The sequence below is a fragment of the Streptomyces sp. PSU-S4-23 genome (assembly GCF_055632315.1).
Window position 1 is genome coordinate 7,085,670 of sequence record NZ_JBVMUU010000002.1, and the last position, 20,365, is coordinate 7,106,034.

At 70.9% G+C, this 20,365-nt stretch carries 17 protein-coding genes and 1 pseudogene; 12 read left to right on the top strand and 6 right to left on the bottom strand.

The genetic code is table 11. The annotated features are described in order from the left end of the window. Positions 1–4: 4 nt before the first annotated feature. Positions 5–1,264: a beta-ketoacyl synthase N-terminal-like domain-containing protein gene (locus ACZ79I_RS32100; protein WP_471502016.1), complete on the top strand. Its 1,260-nt coding sequence runs from the start codon at positions 5–7 to the stop codon at positions 1,262–1,264. On the opposite strand, the gene ACZ79I_RS32105 is transcribed toward ACZ79I_RS32100, so the two are convergent. Next, a complete protein-coding gene (locus ACZ79I_RS32105; protein WP_471502018.1) occupies positions 1,227–2,741 on the bottom strand; it encodes a class I adenylate-forming enzyme family protein in 1,515 nt (504 codons plus the stop codon). The genes ACZ79I_RS32100 and ACZ79I_RS32105 overlap by 38 nt on opposite strands. Before the next feature lie 141 nt (positions 2,742–2,882). Between ACZ79I_RS32105 and ACZ79I_RS32110 the strand changes: the two genes are divergently transcribed. From ACZ79I_RS32110 to ACZ79I_RS32120, 3 genes are all read left to right on the top strand, one after another. Continuing rightward, positions 2,883–4,448, top strand: coding sequence for an MFS transporter (locus ACZ79I_RS32110; RefSeq protein WP_471502020.1), 1,566 nt, complete (start codon positions 2,883–2,885; stop codon positions 4,446–4,448). 144 nt (positions 4,449–4,592) lie between these two features. After that, positions 4,593–5,660 (top strand): flavin-containing monooxygenase, encoded by a 1,068-nt coding sequence (locus ACZ79I_RS32115; protein WP_471502022.1) that lies wholly within the window; start codon positions 4,593–4,595, stop codon positions 5,658–5,660. Beyond that, positions 5,661–5,972: a DUF6059 family protein gene (locus ACZ79I_RS32120; protein ID WP_471502024.1), complete on the top strand. Its 312-nt coding sequence runs from the start codon at positions 5,661–5,663 to the stop codon at positions 5,970–5,972. A gap of 89 nt (positions 5,973–6,061) precedes the next feature. Here the strand turns inward: ACZ79I_RS32120 and ACZ79I_RS32125 are convergent, their stop codons facing one another. Further along, a complete protein-coding gene (locus ACZ79I_RS32125) occupies positions 6,062–6,463 on the bottom strand; it encodes a DUF3224 domain-containing protein (protein WP_471502026.1) in 402 nt (133 codons plus the stop codon). A 354-nt stretch (positions 6,464–6,817) separates the two neighbouring features. Between ACZ79I_RS32125 and ACZ79I_RS32130 the strand changes: the two genes are divergently transcribed. From ACZ79I_RS32130 to ACZ79I_RS32150, 5 genes are all read left to right on the top strand, one after another. Continuing rightward, positions 6,818–8,062 (top strand): polysaccharide pyruvyl transferase family protein, encoded by a 1,245-nt coding sequence (locus ACZ79I_RS32130; RefSeq protein ID WP_471502028.1) that lies wholly within the window; start codon positions 6,818–6,820, stop codon positions 8,060–8,062. Further along, positions 8,040–9,485 carry an FAD-dependent oxidoreductase gene (locus ACZ79I_RS32135; RefSeq protein WP_471502030.1) on the top strand — a complete coding sequence of 482 codons (1,446 nt, stop codon included), beginning with the start codon at positions 8,040–8,042 and terminating at the stop codon, positions 9,483–9,485. Before ACZ79I_RS32130 ends, ACZ79I_RS32135 begins: the two co-directional genes overlap by 23 nt. A 211-nt stretch (positions 9,486–9,696) precedes the next feature. Next, positions 9,697–10,638 carry an ABC transporter ATP-binding protein gene (locus ACZ79I_RS32140; protein ID WP_471502032.1) on the top strand — a complete coding sequence of 314 codons (942 nt, stop codon included), beginning with the start codon at positions 9,697–9,699 and terminating at the stop codon, positions 10,636–10,638. After that, positions 10,635–11,993, top strand: coding sequence for an ABC transporter permease (locus ACZ79I_RS32145; RefSeq protein ID WP_471502034.1), 1,359 nt, complete (start codon positions 10,635–10,637; stop codon positions 11,991–11,993). The genes ACZ79I_RS32140 and ACZ79I_RS32145 overlap by 4 nt, the downstream gene beginning before the upstream one ends. A 4-nt stretch (positions 11,994–11,997) precedes the next feature. Continuing rightward, entirely contained in the window at positions 11,998–14,754 is a 2,757-nt protein-coding gene (locus ACZ79I_RS32150) for a bifunctional YncE family protein/alkaline phosphatase family protein (protein WP_471502036.1), read from the top strand. 15 nt (positions 14,755–14,769) lie between these two features. Here ACZ79I_RS32150 and ACZ79I_RS32155 read toward each other — a convergent pair whose 3' ends face one another. The 3 genes from ACZ79I_RS32155 to ACZ79I_RS32165 all read right to left on the bottom strand — a co-directional run bounded on the left by ACZ79I_RS32155 (position 14,770) and on the right by ACZ79I_RS32165 (position 16,185). Further along, complete coding sequence (locus tag ACZ79I_RS32155; RefSeq protein ID WP_471502038.1) at positions 14,770–14,982, bottom strand: hypothetical protein; 213 nt, start codon at positions 14,980–14,982, stop codon at positions 14,770–14,772. A gap of 232 nt (positions 14,983–15,214) precedes the next feature. Continuing rightward, entirely contained in the window at positions 15,215–15,421 is a 207-nt protein-coding gene (locus ACZ79I_RS32160; protein WP_471502039.1) for a DUF397 domain-containing protein, read from the bottom strand. Continuing rightward, positions 15,418–16,185 carry a helix-turn-helix domain-containing protein gene (locus tag ACZ79I_RS32165; protein ID WP_471502041.1) on the bottom strand — a complete coding sequence of 256 codons (768 nt, stop codon included), beginning with the start codon at positions 16,183–16,185 and terminating at the stop codon, positions 15,418–15,420. The genes ACZ79I_RS32160 and ACZ79I_RS32165 overlap by 4 nt, the downstream gene beginning before the upstream one ends. A gap of 322 nt (positions 16,186–16,507) precedes the next feature. On the opposite strand from ACZ79I_RS32165, the gene ACZ79I_RS32170 reads away from it, so the two are divergent. Continuing rightward, a complete protein-coding gene (locus tag ACZ79I_RS32170) occupies positions 16,508–17,458 on the top strand; it encodes a hypothetical protein (protein WP_471502043.1) in 951 nt (316 codons plus the stop codon). A gap of 112 nt (positions 17,459–17,570) precedes the next feature. Here the strand turns inward: ACZ79I_RS32170 and ACZ79I_RS32175 are convergent. After that, positions 17,571–17,834: pseudogene (locus tag ACZ79I_RS32175) on the bottom strand (hypothetical protein); the annotation flags it as partial. A gap of 536 nt (positions 17,835–18,370) precedes the next feature. On the opposite strand from ACZ79I_RS32175, the gene ACZ79I_RS32180 reads away from it, so the two are divergent. Next, entirely contained in the window at positions 18,371–19,594 is a 1,224-nt protein-coding gene (locus tag ACZ79I_RS32180; RefSeq protein WP_471502045.1) for a hypothetical protein, read from the top strand. A 10-nt stretch (positions 19,595–19,604) separates the two neighbouring features. After that, entirely contained in the window at positions 19,605–20,363 is a 759-nt protein-coding gene (locus ACZ79I_RS32185) for a type 1 glutamine amidotransferase (RefSeq protein WP_471502047.1), read from the top strand. Positions 20,364–20,365 lie beyond the last annotated feature (2 nt).

The window sequence follows — 20,365 nt, forward strand, 5'->3', positions numbered from 1 at the left end:
CGCGGTGGGAACCCTGGTGACCGGCTTCGGCGTCGTGTGCGCGGCGGGCGGGGACCCGGCCGCGTTCGGCGCGTCCCTGCGCGCCGGCCGCACGGGTGTCACCCGCGTCGGCGGCGGCCGGCCGGAGGGGGCGGGCTGGCCGGACCGGGCCGCGGTGATCCACGGCTTCGTGCTGTCCGACGCCCTGGCGGCCTGCGAGGGCCTGCCCGCCCCCCTGCTCGACACCGCGCGGCGGACCGCGGGGCGTTCGCCGTACGGCGTCCAGGTCGCCACCGTCGCGGCGCTGCAGGGGTGGACGTCGGCGGGTCTGGCCCGGGAACCCGCGCCGCCCGGGCGCACAGGCGTCGTCGTGGCCGGCTCGAATCTGACCGGCGGCTACGCCTGGCGGCAACAGGCCAGGTATGCCCGTGATCCGGCCTATCTGCCGCCCACGTTCGCGCTGCACTACCAGGACACCGACCATGTGGGGACGCTCAGCCAGCTGCTGGACATCCGGGGCGAGGGGTTCACCGTCGGCGGTGCGTCGGCCAGCGGCAACGTCGGGATCATCCAGGGCGCCCGGCTGATCGAGTGCGGGGCGCTGGACGTGTGCCTCGTCGTCGGGGCGCTGACCGAGCTGTCGCCGATGGAACTGCGCAGCTACTGCAATCTGCGGGCCGCCGCGACCGGTGACGGCGGCGCCGCGGCCTTCGGGGCACCGTTCGACAGCGGCCACCGCGGTTTCGTCCCCGGCGAGGGCTGCGCCGTGCTGGTCCTGGAATCCGAGCCGTCCGCGGCGCGGCGCGGCGTGCACCCGCTCGCCGAACTGTGCGGCTACGCCCAGCGGCTCGATGCCAACCGGCTGGCCGACCCCTCAGCGGACGGCGAGGCGGCCGTCATGACCGCCGCGCTCGACCGGGCCGGCCTGCCGCCCGCCGCCATCGACTACGTCAGCGCCCACGGAACCGGCGCGCCGCTCGGCGACGCCGCCGAACTGGAGGCGCTGCGCCGGGTCTTCGGCGTTCCCGGGCCGTGGCTCAACGCCACCAAGGCGCTGACCGGCCACTGTCTGTCGGCCGCGGGCGTGGTGGAGGCCGTAGCGACGCTGATCCAGCTGCGGGACTCCTTCGTGCATCCGACCGTGGGGCTGACCCGCCCGGTCGACGCCGCGCACCGGTTCGTGGGTCCCACCGCCAAGGGCGTGCCGTTGCGGCACGCCCTGTCCAACAGCTTCGGGTTCGGCGGGATCAGTACCAGCGTCGTGTTCCGCGCAACTCCCGCTTGAGGACCTTGCCGATCGGCCCGTGCGGCAGCGCGTCGACGGCGACGACCCGGTCGGGCAGGTCCTCGGCCGTGAGCCGTTCGGCGAGGAAGTCCCGCAGCCCGTCGGCGGACCGGGACGGGAGCAGCTCCACGGCGGCCACCATCAGCGTGCCGCCGTCCGGGCCGGGCGCCGCGAACACCGCGGCCTCCACCACGTCGGGATGCCAGTACAGCTCCTGCTCCGCGCGCAGTGAGGAGACCGCGCGGCCGTCGCGGGTGACGATGTCGGCGGCCCGGTCGTGGAAGGTCAGGATCCCGTCCTCGTCGAGCGAGCCGAGATCGCCCATATGGGTCCAGCCGTCCCGGAACACGCGCGCGGTCGCCTCGGGATCGCGGTAGTACGAGCGCTGCGGCGCGGTGGAGTACAGACAGATCTCGCCGACCCGCCCGGGCCCCAGGACGCGCCCCTCCGCATCGATGATCTTCACCCGGGTCTCGCGTCGTGGCTCGCCGACCGTTGCCGATTCCGGCCGGCGGTAGTACTCCGGGTCGTTGTGCTCGTGCCACGGCTGCGTGATCAGCGATGTGAGCGCGGGGGCCGACTCGGTGGAGCCGTAGCCGATGATCATCTGGGTTCGGGGCAGCGCCTGCGACAGCCTGTTCACCATTCCGAGCGGCACGCTGGCGGAGCCGAACATCAGCATCCGCAGACAGGTCAGGTCGTAGGCGTCGAGTACGCCGTCGGCCAGCATCCGGATGGCGGCGGCGGGCGGTAGCACCGCCAGTTCCAGGCGCAGCCCGGCGATGGTGGCGGCGATGTGCCCGGACTGCGACCGGCTGAGCACATGGATGGCCGAGTCCGTGGTCAGCGCCAGGATCAGCGCGTTGTGGCCCGCGTTGGTGCCGAGCGGTACGGCGCACACGATGCTCCCGACGTCCTGGAAGAGATGCCCCCAGGCGAAGGTGGGGTAGGTCAGGCTCGCGTGGCTGACGGCGACGGGTTTGGCGCTGCCCGTGGTGCCGGAGGTGTAGAGGATGTCGGCGAGATCGTCACTGCGGACCGCCGGGGGGTGGGGCAACTCCCGCCCGGGCGCGGGGCGTTCGGCACCGGACGCGATCCACCAGGCGCCGTCCGGCGGTCGGGTGCCGGCGCCGCACAGCACCCCGCGGGCCTCGCAGTACGCCAGCCGGCGCCGTATCTCCGCGTCCGTCAGCCGGGTGGACAGGGCGACGGCCGTGCCGCCGGCCAGATAGACCGCGACATGCCCGATCGCGTACTCGATCCAGTCCGCCTCGTCGTAGAGCAGGCCGACCCGGTCACCGGGGCGCGTGCCGAGTGATTCCAGCCGCCGTGCGAGGGCGCCGGAAGTGAGTATCCACTCTCCGTATGTGAGGGAATTGCCGCCGTCCACAACCAGAGCGACATGTTCCGGTTTCTTCGCGGCGCGTTCGACGATGAGCTCGGGGACCGTCGGCGGGACTTGGGCGTTTTCGGTCATGAACCGAACGTAGGCGCCGGTACGCACGTGCGCCGCTCACAATTGAGTGGCGATGGCGCTCAACTTGCCATTGACAGGCCCTTCCCGGACCGACATTCTCGCCAACGCGCATCGGCGCGCGTTGATCGAGGAGGTAGGGGAATGGCAGTCCTGCAGAAGGACGGACCCGCGGGAATTTTACCTCGAAACAGAGTGATAGCGACCGTCGGCGTTTTGCTGGCGCTCGCGCTGACATCCATCGACCTGTCCGTCGTCGGGGCGGCCATGCCCAAGATCGCGGATGATCTGGGCGGGCTGCGGCTCTACTCCTGGGTGGGCGTCGGCTATTCGGTCGCGGCGGCGGTGGTGCTGCCGGTCGCCGGAAAGCTCGGTGATCTTTTCGGTCGCAAGCCGTTCCTGCTCACGGGCCTGATCGGGTTCCTGGCGGCGTCCTTTCTGTGCGGGGCGGCCCAGTCCATGACCCAACTGGTCGTCTACCGCTGCGTCCAGGGCCTGTTCGCGGGCATCCTCATGGCCAACATCTACACCGTGGTGGCCGACATCTACACGCCCGAGCGCCGGGCGCAGACACAGGGGATCTTCTTCAGCGTCTCCGGGCTGAGCATGGTGATCGGCCCGCCCATCGGCGGCGCGATCACCGACAACCTCGAATGGCGCTGGGTGTTCTACATCAATGTGCCGATCCTGCTGCTGGCGGTGATCGCGATCGTGGCCGGCGTTCCGTACGTCAGGTCCCGTTACAGCTGGCGGGACATCGACTTCCTCGGGGTCGCCCTGTTGGTCGCCGGCCTGGTGCCGATCCTCATCGGGCTGAGCCTGGCGGGCGACGGACACGCCTGGACCTCGGCCGAGGTGCTGATCCTGCTGCTCGGCGGCGTGGTGCTGCTGGTGGGCTTCTTCATGGCCGAGAGCCGCGCGGAGCACGCGATCGTGCCGCTGTCGCTGTTCCGCGGCAACCAGTTCACCACGCTGGCGATCATGTCGTTCTTCACCGCGTTCGCCATGATGGGTGCCATCTTCTACGTGCCGCTGCTGATGCAGGGGGTGCTCGGATCCAGTGCCACCTTCGCGGGCAGCCTGCTCAGCCCCATGATGTTCGCCCTGATGATCGTGCCGCCGTTCGCCAGCAAGGCGATCACGTCGGTACCCCGGTACCGGGTGCTGGGCGCGCTCGCGATGGCCCTCATCGCGAGCGGCCTGTTCGTGCTGTCCACCGTGGACACCGGCAGCGGCCGGGCCTCGACCGTGATCGCGATGATCATGCTGGGCATCGGCATCGGCATCTCCTTCCCGATGGCGACGATCGTGGTGCAGAGCGCGGTCGCGAAGGAGATGATCGGCGTCGGCACCAGCCAGATGCAGTTCTGGCGGATGATCGCCGGTCCGGTGTCCCTGGCCCTGCTGGGCTCGCTGCTGACGTCGCGACTGGGCCGCGAGGCCACCGGTGCCGGCTCGGCGCCGCCGGGCGAACTCGCCGACGCGTTGCACACCGTCTTCCTGACGGCGACGTTCATCGTGCTCATCGGATTCGTGGCGACGCTGTTCCTCAAGGAGGTTCCGGTGCGTGCCATGCCGAGCATGGGGCGGCGCAAGAAGAAGCCGGCGGCGCAGGCGGCGGGGGAGTCGGCGGAGTCGGCGGAGTCGGCGCCCGCGCCCGCCGTCCAGGAGGCGGAAGCCACGCGGCCGAAGGAGTCCGAGGAGCGCTGACGGGGTGCCGGATCACGGTGTACGGGCGGGCCTTCGGTCCGCCCGTAAGTGTTTCCGGCGGCCGTGCGCAGTCTTGAGCAGGAATTCGGTGCACGCGTCACTACGCTCGCCCTCCAGCGGCCGGGCCGAGGAGGAATTCAGATCATGGCGGAACGCGCAGAGGTGATCGTAGTAGGCGGAGGCCAGACGGGTTTGGTGGCCGGATACTTTCTGGCGAAGGCCGGCATACCCTTCCTGATTCTGGACGCGGGCGAACGGGTCGGCGACGCATGGCGCAAACGCTGGGATTCTCTGGAACTGTTCACCATCGCCCAGTACTGCGAACTGCCGGGCCTGCGCTTTCCCGGCCGGCGCCAGCACTTCCCGGACAAGGACGAGATGGCGGACTACGTCGAGGAGTACGCGCGCACAAACGCATTGCCCGTCCGGCTGGGCACCGAGGTCACGTCGCTCACCAGGCGCCCGGGCGGTGGCTATCTCCTCGAATCGAACCAGGGCTCCTTCGAGGCCGAGCACGTGATCGTCGCCACCGGGGCCCAAAGGCTCGGCAACACGCCGCCGCTCTCGAAGAAGGTCGGCGACGAGGTGTTCCAGGTGCACTCCGGCGAATATCTCAACCCCCGCCAGATTCCGGGCCGTCGGGTCCTGGTCGTGGGCGCCGCGAACTCGGGCGCCCAGATCGCCACGGAACTGGCGAAGACCCATCGGGTCGTCCTGTCCCAGGGTTCTCCGCTGCCCCACCTCGGCCGCCGCTTCCTGGGCATCGGCATCCACTGGTGGGGGGACAAACTCGGCATCATCAAGAAACCCCTCATCGGTGAGCGCGACCGGCTGCACAAGAAGACACTGCTGGTCGGCCCCAGCCTCACGACGCTCTCCAAACGGCACGGCTTCACGCTCGCCGGACGCACCGTCGCCGCCGAGGGCCGGACGATGCGGTTCGAGGACGGGGACACGACCGACGTGGACGCAGTGGTCTGGGCGACGGGTTTCCGCTACGACTTCAGCTGGATCGGTCCCTCGGTCATGGACAAGAACGGGGTGCCGGTCCAGGATCGCGGGGTCACCGGTGAGCCGGGCCTCTACTTCCTCGGCCTCCAGTGCCAGTACTCCTACGGTTCCGGGCTCATCTGGTGGGTCAAGGACGACGCCGCCTACGTGGTCGAGCATCTGCGCACCAGGCGCTCCCGGGCCGGCCGGCCGGTCGGGTAGATGAGCCGGCCGTCACGGGCGGCCGAGGGCCGGTGGCGGCCCGCCGGCCGCCGCGCCGTCCGGCCCCGGGTACGCCGGGCGATGAGCCGGCTGCGCACCGATCTCGTGGCCGGACTCCTCGCCACCACGTGGCTCTTCGGGCACTACCGCGCCGAGACGGCGCTCCTGCTGTGGCCGGGCCCGTACCCGCAGGGCCCGTACCCGCCGGGCCCGTATGCGGCGGACCCTCCGCCAGGGCATCCCGAGCGCGTCGTCCCGGGACTGCCCCCCTCGCGCGCAGAGCGGGAACTGTGGGCCCAGTTCCCCGACTGAGGACCGCGGGCCTGCCCGCGGCACGGCCGAGCGCCCGGGCCGCAAGGCCCGGGCGCTCGGCGCCGACCGCCCCGGCGGCTCCCGCCGGGTCACGCCCCGAAGTCGTACTCCAGGGTCACATCGCACTGCCCGTCAGGACGCGCGGTGTAGCCGCCCTTGCCGGTGAGACCGGTCAGATCCCCGGTTCCCGACCCCGGTACCACGAACCAGTCGGCCCTGGCCACACCGCCCTCCCAGGTCCCCTCCTGCTGGAGCACGAAGCTGCCCTTCCGGCCGCCGACGGAGCCGGTCACGGTCTGCAGACCGACGAAGCTCGCACTGCTGTCGGTGGGGTAGACCATGAGCGTCTCCGCCGCGCCCTGTCCTTCGATGCCCCCGCTGAAGACGTTGGTGAAATGGGCTTTGGTGAGTTTCGGGGCGCCGGCATCCTCCGAGTAGGGCTTCTCGTCCCAGCCCGTGATCTGGTAGCTGCCGGTGGCTTTGGTGGTCATGTGAGCCTCCATCGAACGGTGGTGGCGTCGGAGCTGGGTCACCCGTGGCGCGCGGGGGGTGCCGGTGTGATCCCACCCTCCATACCCGTGTGGCTCACGCTACAGCGCACGCGCAGGGACGGTCCGTGGAAACGGCCAACGGCGCCCGGACGCCGGGCACCCCGGCCATGGAAAGCGCCCCTCACTCCCCGTAGGCCGGTCACCCCTGCCTCGTGAATGGCGACTGTCGGGCGGCCTCGGCTTTGGATTATGAGGTAATTCCTTCTCGCGACCTCTGAAAATGAGCCTCCCTGGTCGACGGATGGGTCCCCGCACATACGGGTACCCGGCGTGCACGAACGAGGGAACACGACTGTGAACGTAGGCATGGCGACGGGTGCGGTGCAGGCGCCCGTGATCGGAGTGCTGGGCTCGTACGGCGGCTTCAACCTCGGCGACGAGTCCATCCTGGCCTGTGTGCTCGGCCGCCTGCGCACCGCACGCCCGGACGCACGGCTGGTCGTCTTCAGCAGGAACCCCGCGCACACCACCGCACATCACCGCTGCGCGGACCATGTGACGGGGTGGGAGGGCATCAGCCAGCAGCAGATCCGGGAGTCGGTGTCCGGTCTCGACCTGCTCGTCCTCGGCGGCGGCGGGATCCTCTACGACAGCGAGGCCCGCCGCTATCTGCGGCCGGTGGGCGTGGCACAGGACGCGGGCGTGCGCACCTTCGCCTACGCCGTCGGCGCCGGACCGCTCCGGGAGCCCGACGACCTCAGCACGGTACGTGCCGTCCTGGCGGCGATGGACGACGTGGTGGTACGCGACGACGAGTCCCGCCTGGTCCTGGAGGGGGCCGGTGTCGAGCGGGACATCACGGTCACCGCGGACCCGGCCATGATGCTCGCGCCGGAGGAGTTCACCCGGCGGATGCTGCGGGACGAGGGCATCCCGTGCGGCCCGCGTCTGGTGGCGATGTCCGTACGGGAGCCCGGCCGGGCGGCCGAGCATCTGGATGTGTCCGACTACCACGCGCTGCTCGCCGATGTGGGGGACTTCCTGGTGCGACGCCTCGATGCGCATGTGGTGTTCATGCCGATGGAGCGGCAGGACGTGCGCCACGCGCACGCGGTCCTGTCCCATATGACGGCCCCGGACCGCTGCCGGATCCTGCACGGTGAGTACCGGCCCGCGCAGTTGCTGGGGTTCATGCGGCACGTGGACCTGGCCGTGGGGATGCGGCTGCATTTTCTGATCTTCGCCGCCCTGGCCGGCGTGCCGTTCCTGCCGCTTCCCTACGCGGGGAAGGTCTTCGACTTCGCCCGCAGACTGGGGGCCCCGGCGCTGGTCGGGGTGGCGAGAGAACAGGCCGGGCTGCTGATCGCAGAGGTGGACCGGCTGTGGGACGAGTATCCGGGGCGGCGTGAAGCGCTCGCCGCGCGCGTCGCGGAACTGCGTGACCTGTCCCGCACGACGTGGGGCCGCTGCGACGCGCTGCTGGCGGACCTGGAAGCTGCGCGGGCCGGGCCTCGCCACCGTGCGGCCGTGCCGCACCTCAGCGCCGAAGTGCTCGCCCCTGCGGACGGGGAAGCCGATGCCGATCCTGACCCCACCTGACCCACCGCACACCGTCACTCTGCCGCCCCGCACGGCCGCGTACGGCGGCGCGGTCGACGTGCTCGTGGTGGGCGGCGGGCCGGCCGGGCTCGGCGCGGCGCTCGCCGCCGCGGACGCCGGGGCCGATGTGATCCTCGTCGAACGCTACGGATTCCTCGGCGGCAACGCGACCGTCGCCCTCGTCATGCCGCTGATGTCCTTCCACAACGAGATGCGGCAGGCCGTGGGGGGCGACACCACCCGCCTGCTCCCGCCCGACCACGGCCGGGGCGACCCGGTGGTCGGTGGGGCCGTGTCACGGCTGCTGGGCCGGCTCACCCGGCGCGGCGGCGCCGTCCCTCCCACCGTGGAGACCGGCTACACCGTGCCCTTCGACCCCGAGGTCTTCAAACTCGTCACCCTCGACCTGCTGGACGAGGCCGGGGTGCGGCTGCTGCTGCACGCCTTCGCGTCCGCGGCGCTCCCGCTGGAGGACGGCTGGCGGGTGGTCTTCGAGACCAAGTCGGGTCCGGTCGTCATCGACGCGCGGGTGGTCGTGGACTGCACCGGGGACGGCGACCTGGCGGCAGCGGCGGGAGCCCCGTACGAGATCGGACGGCCCGAGGACGGGCTGGTGCAGCCGATGACCCTGATGTTCCGCGTGGTGGACTTCCTGCAGCCGGAGTTCGCCGCCTACGTGCGTGCACACCCCGACCAGTGGCGCGGCGTGCACGGTCTGTGGGACCTCGTCCAGGAGGCCGCGGAGGCGGGTGAACTGGATCTGCCCCGGGAGGACATCCTCTTCTTCGCCACCCCGCACCCCCGCGAGGTCAGCGTCAACAGCACCCGCATCACCCGCGCGCTGGGCACCAGCGTGTGGGACCTGACCCGGGCCGAGTGGATGACACGCCGTCAGATGGCTCAGATCGACCGTTTCCTGCGCACCCGCGTCCCCGGCTTCGAAGGCTCCTACGCCGTGCAGAGCGGGACACAGGTCGGGGTCCGCGAGACCCGCCGCATCCTGGGTGACTACCAGCTCACCGGCCACGACATCCTGGCCGCGCGGCACTTCCCGGACGCGATCGCGCACGGCGCCTACCCCGTCGACATCCACAACCCCCGCGGCACCGGCACCACGCTGCGGCGCGTGCCGCGGGGCAGCATGTACGACATCCCGCTGCGCTGTCTGCTCCCCACGGGCGCCGAGCGGATGCTCGTCGCGGGCCGGTGCATCTCGGGAACGCACGTGGCCCACTCCTCGTACCGCGTGATGCCCATCGCCATGGCGACCGGACAGGCGGCGGGCGTGTGCGCGGCCCTCGCGATCCACCTCGACAGCGCCCCACGGGCCGTGCCCGCCGCCCGGGTCCAACGCGAACTCGTCCGCCAGGGCGCCTATGTGCGCGAGGAGATCCGCGCCGAACTCGGTCCGCCGCCCCGGTGAGCCCGTCCACGGCCGATCAGGCCGGAACTCGCCGCTCCCGCACGCCTCTCCACGGATAGGGTCGCGCCGGGCGTCAGACGAGCAGGCACCTGCCCGGTCCATCCCGCGGCGGATGCCGATCGCCTCTTGTTCCACGAACGTTCAATCCGCCGTGACCGCCCGCGTCGTGTGCCGTCCCTAAGTTCCCTGGAGGCGTCGAAAGAAGGGACTCATGGACACACTCCCCGCAGTGCGGGCCCGCGGGATCACCAAGTGCTTCGGCAACGTTGTCGCGCTCGACGGCATCGATCTGGATGTGGCGCGGGGGCGGATCCACGGCTTGGCCGGACCGAACGGCGCCGGCAAGACGACCCTGCTCGGGCTGCTGCTGGGCCTGGCCGTCGCCGACAGCGGCCGACTTGAGATCCTGGGCACGCCGGCCGGGCGCGCGCCGGCCGCTCCCGACGGCGTCGCCGGCTTCGTGGACGGGCCCGGACTCTACCCCTCGCTCACCGCCAGGCAGAACCTCGCCGCGCTGGCCGCCCTCCGCGGCAGCGACGCGCGGACCGCGGGAATCGACGACGTGCTCGACCAGGTCGGGCTCACCGATGTCGCCGACGACCGCACCCGCGGGTTCTCCCTCGGCATGCGCCAGCGGCTCGGGCTCGCCGCCGCCCTGCTCGCCAGGCCCCGGCTGCTCGTGCTCGACGAACCCGCCAACGGGCTCGACCCGGCCGGCAAGAGACACGTCCACGGTGTCCTCACCCGGCTCGCGGCGGACGGAACCGGCGTCGTGCTCTCCAGCCACCGCATGGACGACCTTGAGGCGCTGTGCTCCGAGGTCACCATCATCGCCACCGGGCGGATCGTCTTCTCCGGCCCGCTGGGCAAACTGGCCGCCGAGAACCGGGAACTCGACTACCGGCTGCTGACCTCCGACCCGCGGGCCGCCCGCGGGGTGGCCGCCGGCACGGCCGGGATCCGCGTCGTCGACGACGCCCCCGCACGGCATGACGCCGAAGGGCTCGTCGTGCGCGCGCTGATCCCCGCGCTCGACGACCTGGTGGTGCGGCTCGTGCACGCGGGCATAGCGCTGCGCGAACTCACCCCCGTGGTGTCGCCGCTCGAAGCCGCGTTCCTCGCCCTCACCGAGCCGCAGGAGGCCGGCAGATGACCGCGACCACCGTCGACGACCGCGCTCCCGCCGCGCCCCGCGTCCCAGTGGCCCGCGGCTACCGCTTCGAGCTGGTCAAGCTTGTCGCGCAGTGGCGGATCCGCCTGCTGGTCCTCGCCTGCTGGATCGCGCCGGCGCTCTTCGTCGCCGCGGTCAGCCGGCAGAGCACACTCCCCACCGACACCCTCTTCGGCCGCTGGATGCACGCCACGGGATGGGCCGGGCCCCTGGTGGTGCTCGGTTTCGCAGGCACCTGGGCGCTTCCGCTGCTGACCTCGGTGGTCGCCGGCGACGTCTTCGCCTCCGAGGACCGGCTCGGCACCTGGCGCCATCTGCTGGTCGCGGTCCGCTCGCCCCGGCGGATCTTCGCGGCGAAGGCACTGGCCAGCCTGACCGTCATCCTGCTGCTCGTGGCCGGGCTGGCCTGTTCCAGCACGGCCGGCGGGCTCCTGGCGGTCGGCAACCGTCCACTGGCCGGCCTCGACGGCCACCTGCTGACGCCGTCGGACGCCGCGGGGAAGGTCCTCCTCGCCTGGGCGTGCGCGCTCGCCCCGACCCTGGCCCTCGCCGCGATCGGACTGCTCGGGTCGGTCGCGCTGGGACGGTCCCCGATGGGACTGCTGCTGCCCGCGGTCGTCGCGCTCGCCATGCAGCTCGCCCAGATGCTGCCGCTGCCCGTCGCCGTACGACTCGCCCTGCCCGGCTACGCCTTCATCGCCTGGAACGGCCTGTTCACCCGCCCGGCACAGCTGGGCCCGCTGCTGATCGGCGTCGTGGTCGCCCTGGTCTGGGCGGTGACCGCGACCGCCCTGGCCTATCTGCTCTTCGTACGGCGCGACTTCACCAACCCGGCCTACGACGGCTCCGGGCGCCGCGCGATCACCGCCGGACTCCTGCCGCCGGCCGCACTGCTCGCCCTCACGGTCACGGTCGTCGCCGTGGCGACCCCGTCCACGGGCTCCGGAATCGAGCAGGACAAGGTGCAGCGGTCGGTCGCCACGGCCTTCGCCCACCTCTACCGTCTGCAGACCCGGCAGCTCAACCGCTCCGATGTCACCGAGGCGCAGCTGCGGGCCACGGCGGCGTGCAACAAGGGCGCCGGCCAGCTCGACGCCGAGGGGCCGGGCAACGACTGGCGCTGCGTCGTCTCCTGGCACCTCCCCGGCACAACGGCCCCCGGGACGGCCGTCTACCAGCTCGACATTACCGCCGACGGGCGGTTCGTGGCCGACGGCGACGGACCGAAGGAAGTGAACGGCTACTTCCTGGTGCGGACCCCGAACGGGGACACGCCGAACCCGCTCTGGCAGTTCGACGGGAACGTCGACCTGCTCTCCACCACCGCGAAGGGATAACTCCATGCAGGTAACACGCCGCCGCAGGCGTGTCGAGAAGGAGCATTCCGGCTTTCTCGCCAGACGCGTCCGCCGCCGGATACCCCTGCTGACGGCAGGCACGACCGCGCTCGCCCTGGTCGCAGTCGGCACCGCTTTCGCCCAGACGCACCAGTTCGGCACCGACCAGGTCGGCCAGATCACCGACCGGGGCCAGGTCATCTCCAGCGACCAGTACATCGCCCCGTACGGCGACCGCCTCGTCGTCGACAACGGCAAGATCATGTCGTCCTCGGTCAGCCCGGACGGCACCCACCTCGCGGCCTCGGTCACCGACGGCGGGATGGCGCTGTCCGTCGTCGACCTGAAGAACTGGACGGTGCAGCAGCTCGTCGGCACCTCCGCGTCCGCGGACCTGCGCATCCGCAGCAACGCCGTGGGCCAGGAGGGACCCACCTACTCGCCCGACGGCTCGCAGCTGTGGCTGGGCCAGGCCGACGGCTACACCAGGTTCACCGTGAACCCGGACGGCAGCGTCTCCGACCCGACGTCCGTCACGATCCCGGCGGACGGGCCCAGGCACGCGCTGGTGGGCGAGGCGGTGTTCTCGCCGGACGGCTCCACCGTGTACTCCGCCGTCAACGGCCAGAACCGCGTGGTCGCCATCGACGCCGCGACCGGGACCGTCGAGCGGAGCTGGGCCGTGGGCAACGCCCCGCGCGACATGGTCGAGGCCGGCGGCAAGCTCTACGTGAGCAACGAGGGCGGGCGTCCGGCGAAGCCCGGCGACACCACGATCAACTCCTACCACACCCAGGTGCCGGCCGACCCGAAGACCGCCGCCACCACCACCGGCACGGTCAGCGTCATCGACCCGGGGAAGCCGGACGCCGCCGTCGAGAGCATCGACGTCGGTCTGCACCCGACGGCCCTGTACGCGAAGAAGGGGGCGCTGTTCGTCACCAACACCGCCACCAACGACGTGTCGGTCATCGACACCCGCAGCGACAAGGTCGTGCAGACGATCGCCACCCAGCCGTGGCCGGAGGCGTCGGTGGGCTACGAGCCCGACGCGGTGACGCTCACCGACGACGGCCATCTGCTGGTCACGCTCGGGCGAGCCAACGCGGTCGCCGTCTACCGGTACACGACCCCGCAGGAACCCGTCGGCTACGTCGGACTGCTCCCCACGGACTACTTCCCCGCGGAGATCGCCACCGTCGGCGACGAGGTCGTGGTCTCCAACACCCGCGGTGTCGACGCACGCCGCCCCACCGACCGCGCCGGGCACGGCACCCACGACACGACCTCCAGCGTGCAGCGGTTCACGCTGCCGGACGACAGGGTCATCAGGTCCGAGACGGCCAAGGTCTTCCGGCAGAACGGCTGGAACGGCGGCGCCGTCACCCTGACCCGGGGCAGGACCCACGCCAGGCCGGTGCCGGTCCCCGCGCGGCTCGGCGACCCCTCGACGATCAAGCACGTGTTCCTGATCGTCAAGGAGAACCGGACCTACGACCAGGTCCTCGGTGACGTTCCCGAGGGCGACGGCGACGCGTCGCTGGCGGAGTTCGGCGAGAACGTGACGCCGAACCAGCACGCCCTTGCACGGCAGTTCGGGCTGTACGACAACACGTACGACATCGGCACGAACTCCGCCGAGGGGCACAACTGGCTGATGCAGGCCGACAATCCCGAGTACACCGAGTCCTCGGCCGGCGAGTACGCGCGCAGCTACGACACCGAGGACGACGCCCTCGGCCACCAGCGGACCGGCTTCCTGTGGACGGGCGCGCAGGCGGCGGGGAAGTCCGTGCGGAACTTCGGCGAGTTCCAGCAGTTCCTGACCAAGCCGTCGGGCGCGAGCTGGCAGAACCTGTACTGCGACGCCAAGAACATGGAGGCGACCGGGCAGGACACCGCCTACCCCCTGGACTCGTCGTCGCCGATCCCGTCCCTCAACGACGTGTCGGTGCACGGCTTCCCGAAGTTCGACACCAGCATCCCGGACGTCTACCGGTACCAGATCTGGAAGCGTGACTTCGAGAGGAACGGCCCGGCGAACCTGAACATGTTCTGGCTCTCCAGCGACCACACCGGCGGTCCGGCCAACGCCGCCGCCCAGGTCGCCGACAACGACCTCGCGACCGGCAGGATCGTCGACGAGATCTCGCACAGCAGGTACTGGAAGGACTCGGCGGTCTTCGTCGTCGAGGACGACTCCCAGGCCGGCCTCGACCACGTCGACGGCCACCGCGCCCCGGTCCAGATCATCAGCCCCTGGGCCCGGCACGGCGCCGTGGACAGCCACTACTACTCCCAGATCACGATGATCCGGACCATCGAGCAGATCCTCGGGATCCACCCGATGAACCAGAAGGACAGCGCGGCCAGCCCGATGCGGGCGGCGTTCACCGGGCACCCGGACCTCACGCCCTTCAAGGCGCTGCCCAACCGGACCTCGCTGACCGCGGGCCTGTCGACCCCGCCCGCCTGCGGCGTGGACACCCCCGCACCGCAGGACCCGGCCGCGGCCGCCGCGCCGTCGGCGAAGGTGCCGGCGGACAAGCAGGCGATCGCGGCGCAGTGGGAGAAGTGGAAGTCGCATCAGCGGCTGACCGGGCCGAGCGCCGTGCCCGACTTCGCCAACCCCGCGCAGATGAACCACTTCACGTGGTACCAGACGCACGACTGGAAGAAGCCCTACCCCGGCGAGAACAGGATCTTCGCGCCCCAGGACGTACCGGGCGCCTACATCCCGTCGTCGGAGTCCGACGGCTGACGCAGACGGACCGCGTCAAGGGGCCCCCGGCCGGCGGTTCACCGCGGGCCGGGGACCCCTCCCGCCTGAAGGCCAGGCGGTCAGCCCACCCGCCGCAAGCCGATCGTTCAGATCGCTCACCAACCCCCTGCCCAGACCGTCGGCCTTGGCGAGCAGCACCTCGAAGGCGCCGAGGCGGCGGAACGTCTCTGCGTACGCCGCCTGCTTCTCCAGGGGAAGCTGGAGCACCTGGAGCAGTTGTCGGGGCCCGGCTCGCGCGCTCCCGGTCGTGCGAAACGCGTGGCGTCCACCAGGAGGGCGTCCTGGCCCGGCGGAGTGGCGGCAGGGCCGTCCGCCGCTGCCCGGTCTTCGACGCGTCCCTCACGCGACCCACGGGACCGGCCAGGGCATCCGTTACACCATCGGTCTGCTTGCCCGGACTGAGATCATCGACCGCCTGCGCCAACGGGCCTGCTCGGCTCTACTCCGCCGCGAGCGCCACGAACGCCGCCCACTCGTCCCGGCCGACCCGCAGCACGGGACCGCCGTCCACGGCCTTGGAGTCCCTTACGTACACGGCGTCCACACCGGCGGCCACCTCCACGCAGTCGCCGCCCCCCGACCCGCTGTAGCTGCTCTTGAACCAGCGCAGCCCGTCCACGTTCCCGGATACCTGCTCCACGCTCATGTCTCTCCCACCAGCCGTTCGATGAGCCGCGCAGACTCGACAGCGTTCAGAGCCTGCGATCGCAGCTTGCCATACCGCAACCCGAAGGCGCTGACCTCCGCCGGGTCTTGCACGACGCACCCGACTTCCTGAGATTCGATGTACCCGAGGTGTTGGTGCTCCTTCGTCTCCAGCACCACGAACGGCCCGTTCAGACCGGAGTGGAACCCGGGCCTGGCAGGCATGACCTGCACCTCGACGTTCCGAAACGTACCGACCTCCAGCAGGTGTTGCCACTGCCCGCGCATGACCTCCGTGTCGCCGACCGGATTCCGTAGCGCCTCCTCACTGATGATGAACGACAACTCGGCAAGCGGCACCCGAGCCAACAGCTTCTGCCGACTCAACCGCCCCTCCGTGTGCTGGTCGACGATCTCCTCGCTCAGCGGCGGGCAGTGCCCGGCGAACACGGCCCGTGCGTACGCCTCCGTCTGCAACAGCCCCGGCACCAGCAGCGGATCGTACGAGAAGCGGCTCACCACCTCCGCCTCGATGACCGCGAAGTTCCGGAAGAACCGCGGCAACTTAGCCCGGTCCACCTCATCCTGGAGCACCTGCAGCACGCCGCCCGCCTCCAGCACCCGGTCCGCCGCCACCGTGAACGCTGCCTTCGCCGGGCGCCGTCCCTGCTCGACCGAGGCCACCTGCTCCAGCGAGTAGCCGATCGCCTCCCCGAGCTGCTGCTGGTTCAACCCGGCCCGTTTCCGCAGGTACTGCAGCAGCACCCCGTACGCCGACCACACACCCGGCAGGTCGGGTCCCTCGTCCTTCGCCCTCGCCGTGCGACTGTTCCGCCTGTCCCGTACCGTCTTCACGCTCCCACGCCCTTCCGTGCCGAAGCGGACGCCCCGCCACACCACCCACCGCGGCGCCCGTCACCCCGGACGCCACCGGGGCTATGACCAACGCGGCCCGCAGGACCCAGGGCACGGCTCAGGGACCCGTACAACGGCCGTACACAAACCCGTATGACACCGGGCCCACCATCGGTAGGGTGGGGATCTTCGGGCGGCGTCGGCCCCCGGAGTCCCCGAGGTGACCGTTCCGATGTCACGTCACGCGATGAATGCCCATGCCGATGCCGCCGTGCAGGAGGCGTGGAGCCTGCCCTCCGCCGATGTCTCGCGGGGACACGAAGCCCTGTGGTGGACGGTCGGACCGGCCGGGGAACTCGCGGTCATGCTGGTCCACCGGCGGTACCTGGAGCGCAGCCCCTATGTCAAAGGGTGGGTCGGGTGGGGGCCGAAGGGCCCGTTCACCGGCGAGCTGGTCACCGTCACGGGACAGGGGGAGCGGCGCACCCTCGTCGAGGACGTCCGGATACGGCCCAGCCACCTGGCTCTGCTCCCGGACTCGCGGTTCCTGCTGGTGAGCGGCCGTGTACGGCGGGGCGGGACCGAAGGCGCCTGGGAGCCCAACGCCGTGGTGTACTCCGCCTCGGGAACGCCCGAGGGCGAGTTCTGCATCGGTGACGACATACCCGCCCTGGTGACCGACCGCCGCGGAGGCATCTGGACGGCCTACGGGGACGAGGGTATCTACGGCGGCCACCCCGAGTCCGCGGCCGGGCTCGCGGGCTGGAACACCGAGGGCCGCGCGACATGGCACCCTCGCGGCCGGTTGCCCGACCACCCGCTGGAGGGCTGCACGGCCGCGACCGAGGGAGACAGGGTGTGGCTGGTCTGGTACTCCGGCAGCCGGTCCGGCACCCACCTGACCCGAATCACCCCGTCCACCGGCGAAGTGACCAGCCACCGCAGCCCCGTGCGCGACCCTGACGGGTTCGCGGTCCGCGGCGACCGGGCGGTGCTGACCCGCCGCAAGCACAACGAGCGGACCGTCGAACTCACCCGCGCCGAGTTCGACGGGACCGCCTGGACCGTGGCCGACCGCCGCACACTCGACGTACCCGGCCGGGTCGTCAAGCACTGCGGCCAGGGCCGCGACGGCACCCTCTGGCTCCGCACCGGCGACACCTGGCTGCGCGTCGAGGCCTGAAGCCCCTGGCGTCTTGGCGACCTCCGCCGGTGAACGCTCCGGAACCACCTGGCCGCGAGTGCCACATGACGGATCTGCGCCCACCATCCGGTGAAGGGAGCCTTCGGCAACAGCCCGGCACCGGCATCGGGTCGTACGAGAAGCGGCTGACGGCCTCGGCCTCCGGCGAGGCGAAGTCCTGCAAGAAGAGGGGGAGTTTCGCCCGGTCCACGTCGCCCTGGAGCACCCGCAGTGCCCCGCCCGCGTCCAGGACGTGTTCCGCGGCCTCCGTGAAGGCCGCCTTCGCCGGTCTGCGGCCCTGCTCGACGGAGGCGACCTGTTCCAACGAGTAACCGATGTCCCTGCCGCCGTCCGACGACTGGTGGGTTTGTGCCACGCGCGGTCCACCACACGCCTGGTCGCGGCACCCGGAGCCGGCACAGATCCTCCAATCGCTGCCGTGTGGTACGTGAGCACCCCCGTGCGTCGGCCCACGCACCGCCCGGCTTCGGGAACGCGGAAGGGCCCAGGGGCTCGAGTACGCCTGTCAAGAGGCAGCAGGGGGGATCGCGTTCACGGTCTACGAGGCGAGCTCGGCGGAGGTGACCTGGTGGTGGCGAGGGCGTCGGCAACGAAGGGTGCGGGCATCTCCAAGACGTGCCGACGGATGGCTGCGGCCCGGCCGGCGGTTGTCCCCACCCCTGAGACAGCCCGGTCCAGCCGTGCGGGTCCACGTCGAGCCGGACTGAGCGCTGGCAGCTTGGCGGGCGACGGCACCCGCGGCCTGCTGCCGGAGGTCTTCGGGACCGACGGACCCTCATGGGTGAGGCGGGATGCGGGCGGGCAACGAGCCCCATCGGATGCCTGTATCGGACCTCGAAGTGACGGTAGCCTGCACCGTCGAGATGTCTGAATCGCCGGGGGGACGGTCGCATGGACGGGTCCGAACTTGTTCAGGAGAAGGGCGGGGCACCGGACGGAGTGGAGCTGCCGCATGCCCGTGTGGTTGTCGGGCCGCCGCCTGCGGAGCCGGGTGACGTCGACTTCTGCGGCGACGCCCTGCTGCTGCTGACCGGGCCCTTCTATCCGGGGTCCGTGTCGCTCACGGATCATCCCAGCTTCGCGGTTCCGGCGGACGGCACGCTTGAGCCGGAGGGGCGCCTCACGGTGGTGCAACGGTCCTTGGACCAGTTCCTGCGTGGCTCGCTCACCTTCGGCAATCCCCCCGTCAACCTGCTCACGCACCTCGCCGGCTCCGACGCGTTACACGCGCGGCTGACGACGATCGTGCAGGAAGCGGCGCTGCTCCCGGTGGAAGTGAAGGTCACCGGCATTCTGTTCCCGGACGGCTACGGCTCGGTGGCCGTGCAGATGCGCATCGCCGACGGGTGGTCCGAGGTACGGCGGGAGCAGCTCATGGACAGCTTCGGGCCGAAGGGCCGCGACGATGTCACCGCGCGCATCAGGGACGAGCTGCTGCCGGCCCTCACCGCGATGTCCGACCGATGCCGACAGGGGCCGCCGTGTCCCACGGTCCTGCCCTACTTCAACCTCGCTTACGCGGGTAGCACCAGCCACCCGGCTCCAGGCCGGGCGATGCTCTCCGATTCCCTACGGCACCTGATCTACCCCCGCTCCGCCGAGCCGATCCCCTCCGAATCGACGTGGCCGGAAGAGTTCTTCTACCCCGGGTACGCCTTCTTCCTGCTGGCCGCCCGGAACCCTCACGACACGCTCGGCCAGCTTGAGCACCTGCTGGGTCAGCTGAACGTGCACTACGCCCGGCTGGAACACTCCGCCAACGCCGCGGAACGGATCATCCGCGAATCGGCCCTGGACGAAGACCCCGAACTGCTCATCAGGCTGGAACAACGGCTGCGTGCCGACTACCAGGCGTTGGTGCGGCCCACGTTCAGCTACGACTTCCACGTCCTCAAGATGCGTGACAGCGTGCTGAAGGCGTGGGAGACCGAAAAGGTGCGCGAGCGTACCGACACCCTGCTCGAAATGGCGCGGCGCGCGGTGGAACGAAAGCTGGAGCACGAGCAGCTGCGCCGGGTGACGCGAGTCAACCTGGCTGTGACGATCGTGGCTATCCTGAGTTTCGTCCAGTGCGTGGACGCGGGGGCCAGCCTGTGGTCGAGGTTCTTCGGGTAAAGGGGAGAGCATGCCGGTGGACGTGCTGATCTGTGTCGCGGACGGGCTGATCTACGACGGTCTCGACTACGCCGACCGGATCGAGCAACGACTGACCCGGGCCGGCCTGAGCTGTGGCCGCCTGAACCTGCCGGCCGAGGCGGCCGATGCGGCCGGGCGCTTGCCCCGACCGACCCTGGCGTATGTGTTCACCGGAGGCCAGACCTCGGTGCACTCGGACGCCGAGTGGATGCGCGCGACCATCAGGCTGGTGCGGGAGCTCATCGCGGACACGGACAAGCGCGACGGGGGCGCCGAGCCCGCAAGCCCGGGCCCCGCGGTGATCGGCGTGTGCCTCGGCTCGCAGTTGATCGCCGAGGCACTGCGTCCGGATTCGATCATCGGCACCTCGGGCATAGAGGTCGGCCTGACCCCGGTGAGCCGAGCCGGCGACAGCCACCGCGGCGGGGGCGGCGACCACGACGATCGTGTCGTGCCGTCGTTCCACTATCAGGCAATCAGTCCGCAGATCGAGGAGGTCGACGGGGTGCGCATCGAGTACCGCAACGAGCACACCTCGGTCCAGGCACTGAGCTTCGGCGAGCGGGTCTTCGGATGCCAGTTCCATCCCGAGTTGACGCCGGACGACGTACACCGCCTGATCGACTTCAACAAGGACGTCATCACTGACTGGAACGGGGACACGGCGGCCGCGCACCGGTCGGTCGAGCAGCACCAACTGGACGACGACCTCTTCGAGCGCCTGGTGATCGACCGGATCACGCGCTGAGG